The sequence below is a fragment of the Fulvivirga lutimaris genome (genome assembly GCF_009711525.1).
Taxonomy (GTDB): Bacteria; Bacteroidota; Bacteroidia; order Cytophagales; family Cyclobacteriaceae; genus Fulvivirga; species Fulvivirga lutimaris.
The window spans coordinates 1-5,673 of the sequence record NZ_SMLV01000210.1 but is presented as its reverse complement, the minus strand read 5'-3'; the positions used below and the strand labels follow the sequence as shown (position 1 = coordinate 5,673).

Here is a 5,673-nt window from a genome sequence, read left to right as displayed (position 1 = left end):
TTTATAAGGTATTATTCCATCGTTTCCCTAATTCAAAATTTGTGTTATTGGAAAGGGATGCTGACAAATGGTTCGATTCAATGATAAGTCATTCTAAAGGAAAAACTTTAGGCAATACTTATATGCATAGCAGACTGTATAGAAGGGAAGATGATTTCTACAACTTAGGAATTGACCAGAAGGTCTTATATTCCACAGAAATTGATAAGCTTTTAGAACTAAATGATAACTTAAGAGAACAATACAAAAAGGTTTATCAACTTCGTAATAGAGAAGTTTTAGAGTTTTTTTCTGAGCTAAATAGAGATAGGCTAATTCATGCTAAATTAGAGGATAAGAATAAGTGGAAAAAGTTAGGTGATTTTTTTGGATTTACTGTGAAGGAAGAATTTGATGTACATTATAATAAAAGTAATACATGATACCGGTTACTAAACCATTTTTACCTCCTCAAGAGGAATATACTAGGTATGTCAATGGTATCTGGAATCGTAATTGGTTGACCAACAATGGGCCTTTGGTAAATGAAATTGAATTGCGCCTAAAAGAATATTTAGGTCTAAAACATTTATTGTATGTAGGAAATGGAACCATTGCGTTACAATTAGCAATCAAAGCATTGAACTTAGTTGGAAAGGAAATTATCACAACCCCATTCTCCTATGTGGCTACCACAAGTAGTATTGTTTGGGAAGGTTATAAACCTGTTTTTGCTGACATTGACCCTCTTACTTTAACTATTAACCCACTTGAAATTGAGAATAAAATAACTTCAAGTACTGCAGCCATCTTAGCTACACACGTTTATGGTAATGCTTGCGATATTCATGCGATTGACAAAATTGCAAAAAGGCATAAGCTGAAAGTTATTTATGATGCTGCACATTGTTTTGGAAGCAAATATGACGGGAGAAGTGTTTTTGATTTTGGTGATATCTCAACGGCAAGTTTTCACGCAACCAAAATATTTCATACAATAGAAGGAGGATCCGTTTGTTCGAATGACCCTGATTTGATTAAGAGAGTTTCGTACATGCGAAATTTTGGGCATTCTGGTCCTGAAGACTTCGCTGGACTAGGAATAAATGGAAAAAATTCTGAATTCCATGCGGCCATGGGTCTGGTAAATTTGAAATATATCGATGAAATACTAAGGAAAAGAAAGGAACTATCACTATACTATGACCAAGTATTATCAAATCTTGAAGTGAGTAAGCCTAAAATAAATGATAAGTGCTCCTTCAATTTTGCTTACTATCCCATTATTTTTAAGTCGGAAATGGATTTGGCAAAGAGTTTTGAACGTCTTAATAGAGCAGAAATATTCCCCAGGCGTTATTTTTATCCTTCTTTGTCTCAGTTGCCCTATGTTGAAAGGGAGAATCTACCAGTAACAGATGATCTGAGTAAAAGAGTTTTATGTCTTCCCTTGTATCATACCTTGTCTTTTGAAGAAATTGATTTGATTGCAAGGCTATTAATGAGGATTCAAAATCATGGAGTATGAAAGTAGCCATTATGCAGCCTTACATATTTCCATATGTAGGGTATTTTCAGTTGATTAAAGCGGTAGATGTTTTTGTGTTCTATGATGATGTGAACTTCATTAAAAAGGGATATATCAATAAAAATACCATATTATTAGAAGGTAAAGCACATGACTTTACATTACCTTGTCATAAAATCAGTCAAAATAAGTTAATCAATGAGACTTATGTGGCCTATGATAATCCTGCTTTTGATAAGTTGATTAAAACATTTGATGTAGCGTATAAAAGCGCACCAAATTATGAGTTTGTGAAACCGCTTTTTTATCGTGCATTAAATGGGAAGCCACTTTCCATTGCCGAATTAGCAGAACACAGTGTCATTGAAGTTTGCAAATACTTGGGGTTAAAGACTCAATTTCTAACTGCTTCTAAACTAAATCTTGATAATAGACATTTGAACAGGGCAGATAGGTTAATAGATACAACTACTCAGTTGGATAGTAATTATTATATAAATGCTATTGGCGGTCAAAAATTATATTCCAAAGACTATTTTGAAGAAAGGAATGTTAAATTGGATTTTCTACAACCTAATTTGAAAAAGTATGATCAAGGAATGGAGCAGTTCATACCAGGCTTATCCATTATAGATGCATTGATGTGGTGTAGTATAGAGGAGGTTATTGGCTTACTGGAAGATTACCAACTGGTATAACTATGCATTTAAATGACAAATTATTAGCTATAGCTCATTTGATCTATGATCAGAGTCTCTATCTTGAAAGGGATGACCTAGTACTATTGGAAGGAATGGATGTAGAGCAGAGTACGCTATTAGCCTTTGCCGCTATAGGTAGACAAAAGGGCTATGAAGTCTACATTTTAAATAAATCGCTGGATGTAAATAATTTTAATAATTCCGCTAGTGCACTCTTGGGTGAGCTTGCTAATTTTGAATTGGCCTTAATGAAGCGTGCCAAAGCCCTAATAGGTTTAAGAAATGTTGTAGACGCTAAGATTAGGCTTGATAAAGAACAAAAATCCATGGTTTTGGATTCTTACTTAAAACCTGTCCATTATGATTATAGGAATAAACACCTACAATGGATTTACTTTAGACTGCCTAATGAGTATTTTTCCACACAGGTTGGAGTAGAATATAGTGTATTTCAGGACTACTACTATAAATGTGTATTACTAAATTATAATGCTTTAAATGAGCAACAAAAAGCCTTATCTAAATATCTAAACCATACAAAGAAGGTAAAAATAACGGGTAATAATACTAGTTTGATATTTGATTTAATAGAGGATGGTGTGTTTAATGCTACAGGGTATCATAATTTACCTGATGGAGAAGTTTTCACAAGCCCATTAAAATATTCTGTTAATGGCCACATTCAATTTAATGTGCCCACTACCTATTATGGAGTAAAATTCGATAAAATTTGGCTGAAATTTGATCATGGAAAGGTAGTAGATGCCAAGTCAAATCAGCACAACTCTGAATTAATGACCTTCTTAAATCAGGATGAAGGTAGTTCTTATATAGGAGAGTTTGCTATCGGAACTAATCCATTTATAGATAAACCTATCAATGATATTTTATTTGATGAAAAAATGTGGGGTACTCTTCATATTGCATTAGGAAACGCATATCAAGAGGCCGATAATGGTAATAGGTCTGCCATACATTGGGATTTGATATTGGATCAAAGATTGCCTTTCGGTGGCGAACTTTATTTCGATGATCAATTGATTAGAAAGAATGGTTTGTTTGTAACAAGCGAGCTAGTACATTTAAACCCTGAAATTTTAAAGAACAAAATCCGCTATGAATAATAAAGTAATTATTTTCGGAGTATTAGACACAGCAGAACTTGCCCATTTTTATTTGACACACGATTCTTCTTATGAAGTAGTGGGATTTACAGTTCATGAAAAATACTTATCTGACAGTGAGTTTCATGGCTTACCTGTGGTACCATTTGAAGAGGTAGAGAACATATTTTCACCAGACGATTTTATGTTTTTTGCTCCAATGACTGGAAAGGGTATGAACAAGAACAGAGAAATCGTTTATAATCAGGCAAAAGGTAAAGGCTATCGTTTTATTTCATACATCAGCACCAAGGCCACAATATTCCCTGAAACAAAAATTGGAGACAATTGCTTTATTCTGGAAGATAATACTATTCAGCCCTATACAACTATAGGGAATAATATAGTACTATGGAGTGGTAACCATATTGGCCATCATGGTAGTATTGAGGATCATGTATTTTTCACTTCTCATGTAGTAATGTCAGGCCACTGCACCATAGAGTCTTATAGCTTCTTTGGTGTAAATGCTACTATACGTGATTATATCACAATAGCAGAAGGAACTTTAGTGGCAATGTCAGCTTCTATTACCAAGAATACAGAACCATATGGTGTTTATTTTGGAAGTCCTGCTAAAAAGGGACCTAAATCAAGTATTGATACTTATTAATTTATGAAGTGGATTAAAAAGGGATTAATATATAAGCCAACAGGGGAAAAAGATTGGAGTAAGACTCATGCACAAGTACCCATTGTTGATTTTAATTCTTCTAAAAACACCTTAAATATATATTTCTCAACCAGGGATGAATACGGAAGAAGTTTGCCAGATGTTATTACAGTAGATGCTGATAATCCTAAAACTATTTTAGCAACCAACAACCAGCCTATTCTGAAATTGGGAAAGAAAGGAACTTTTGATGATTGTGGTGTCATGCCCTCATGGATAATAGAACATCAGGGTAAAAAATACCTGTATTATATTGGGTGGAATATAAGGAATACAATACCATATCATAATGCTGTTGGTTTGGCTATTAGTGAAGATGGAGGTAAAAGTTTCCATAAATTTTCTGAGGGACCTCTTTGGGATAGAGACTATCGAGAACCACATTATTCGGGTACTAGTTGTGTAATAATTGACTCAAATGGTATTTGGAGAAATTGGTATTTATCCTGCACAGAGTGGCGAAATGTTAAAGACAAAATGGAGCCAAGGTATCATATCAAATATGCAGAATCGTTTGATGGAATTGACTGGATTCGAAAAGGTAAAGTGTCAATAGATTACAAATCTGAAGAAGAGGCAGGCATTGTAAAGGCAAGCGTTATATTTGAAGATAGCATATATAAAATGTGGTATGCCTATCGAAATTTCACTGATTATAGAATAGACGTCAATAACAGTTACAGAATAGGTTATGCTGAGTCTAGCGATGGTATTGACTTTAAAAGAATGGATCATTTAGTAGACTTAGATGTAAGTGAATCTGGATGGGATAGCCTTATGATAAGTTATCCACATGTAATTGATGTAAATAAGCAAAGACTTATGTTTTACAATGGTAACGGTTTTGGACAGTCTGGTTTTGGTTATGCAGAACTGAAATTTCAATAAGAATGCAAAAAGTTTTTAATATAGGTTTCCCAAAATCAGGAACCACTTCCTTTGAGTATGCGATGGATATTCTGGGCTATAAGGTTTATCACGGGAATTGGAGATTGAAGCACAACGATTATATGTTGGCCTTGTGGATTCATAGAGATTTTGAAGAGATAAGAAGGATGTCTACATATTGGGAAGCTTTTGCAGATGCACCTTGGGGAGGAACCGAATTATATAAGGAATTATATCAATGGTATCCTGATGCGAAATTTATTTATACAGTTCGCGATGCAGAAGATTGGTATCAATCGATTATAAAGATGTTAACTCGTTACGATTCTAATTTACTGACTGCCTTAGATACTTATCATGCTAACCAACGCTATGGCTTTGCCAATTTTATTAAACATACATTTGATATAACTAACTTAGAAGGTGTAAAACAAAAGATGATTGATCATTATAATGATCATTATTCTACTGCAATAGAATTCTTGAAAGCAAATGAAGTAGATATTTTAGAATTTGATAGTAATGAAGGTAATGGTTGGAATAAACTCTGCTCATTTTTGGATAAACCAATTCCGAAAAAAAAATACCCTTATTTAAATAAACACTCAAATTTAAATTCAGATCCACCAAATTTCTTGAACAAGGTAAGGTTTAAGTTGAAGTACTATTTGAAAAAAATATCTACTGATAAATAAAACTCAATATTAATGAAGAATTATTTTATCGTAACTGCCCATGGCT

The 5,673-nt window shown here is 33.5% G+C and carries 7 protein-coding genes; all 7 read left to right on the top strand.

Annotation, left to right across the window (positions count from 1 at the left end; all coding sequences use genetic code 11):
* A partial coding sequence (locus E1140_RS02205) for a sulfotransferase (RefSeq protein ID WP_185153378.1) occupies nucleotides 1–422 on the top strand: 422 nt, incomplete at its 5' end.
* On the top strand, nucleotides 419–1,507 hold the full coding sequence (locus tag E1140_RS02200; protein ID WP_155178580.1) for a DegT/DnrJ/EryC1/StrS family aminotransferase: 1,089 nt from the start codon (nucleotides 419–421) through the stop codon (nucleotides 1,505–1,507). The genes E1140_RS02205 and E1140_RS02200, both read left to right, overlap by 4 nt.
* Nucleotides 1,504–2,205 (top strand): WbqC family protein, encoded by a 702-nt coding sequence (locus tag E1140_RS02195; RefSeq protein WP_155178578.1) that lies wholly within the window; start codon nucleotides 1,504–1,506, stop codon nucleotides 2,203–2,205. Before E1140_RS02200 ends, E1140_RS02195 begins: the two co-directional genes overlap by 4 nt.
* A gap of 2 nt (nucleotides 2,206–2,207) precedes the next feature.
* The gene (locus tag E1140_RS02190; protein ID WP_155178576.1) at nucleotides 2,208–3,332 is read left to right on the top strand and encodes an aminopeptidase; all 1,125 of its coding nucleotides are present in this window, start codon (nucleotides 2,208–2,210) and stop codon (nucleotides 3,330–3,332) included.
* On the top strand, nucleotides 3,325–3,984 hold the full coding sequence (locus E1140_RS02185; protein ID WP_155178574.1) for an acetyltransferase: 660 nt from the start codon (nucleotides 3,325–3,327) through the stop codon (nucleotides 3,982–3,984). The genes E1140_RS02190 and E1140_RS02185 overlap by 8 nt, the downstream gene beginning before the upstream one ends.
* Before the next feature lie 3 nt (nucleotides 3,985–3,987).
* Entirely contained in the window at nucleotides 3,988–4,932 is a 945-nt protein-coding gene (locus tag E1140_RS02180; RefSeq protein ID WP_155178572.1) for a glycoside hydrolase family protein, read from the top strand.
* A 2-nt stretch (nucleotides 4,933–4,934) separates the two neighbouring features.
* Entirely contained in the window at nucleotides 4,935–5,627 is a 693-nt protein-coding gene (locus E1140_RS02175; RefSeq protein ID WP_155178570.1) for a sulfotransferase family protein, read from the top strand.
* Nucleotides 5,628–5,673 lie beyond the last annotated feature (46 nt).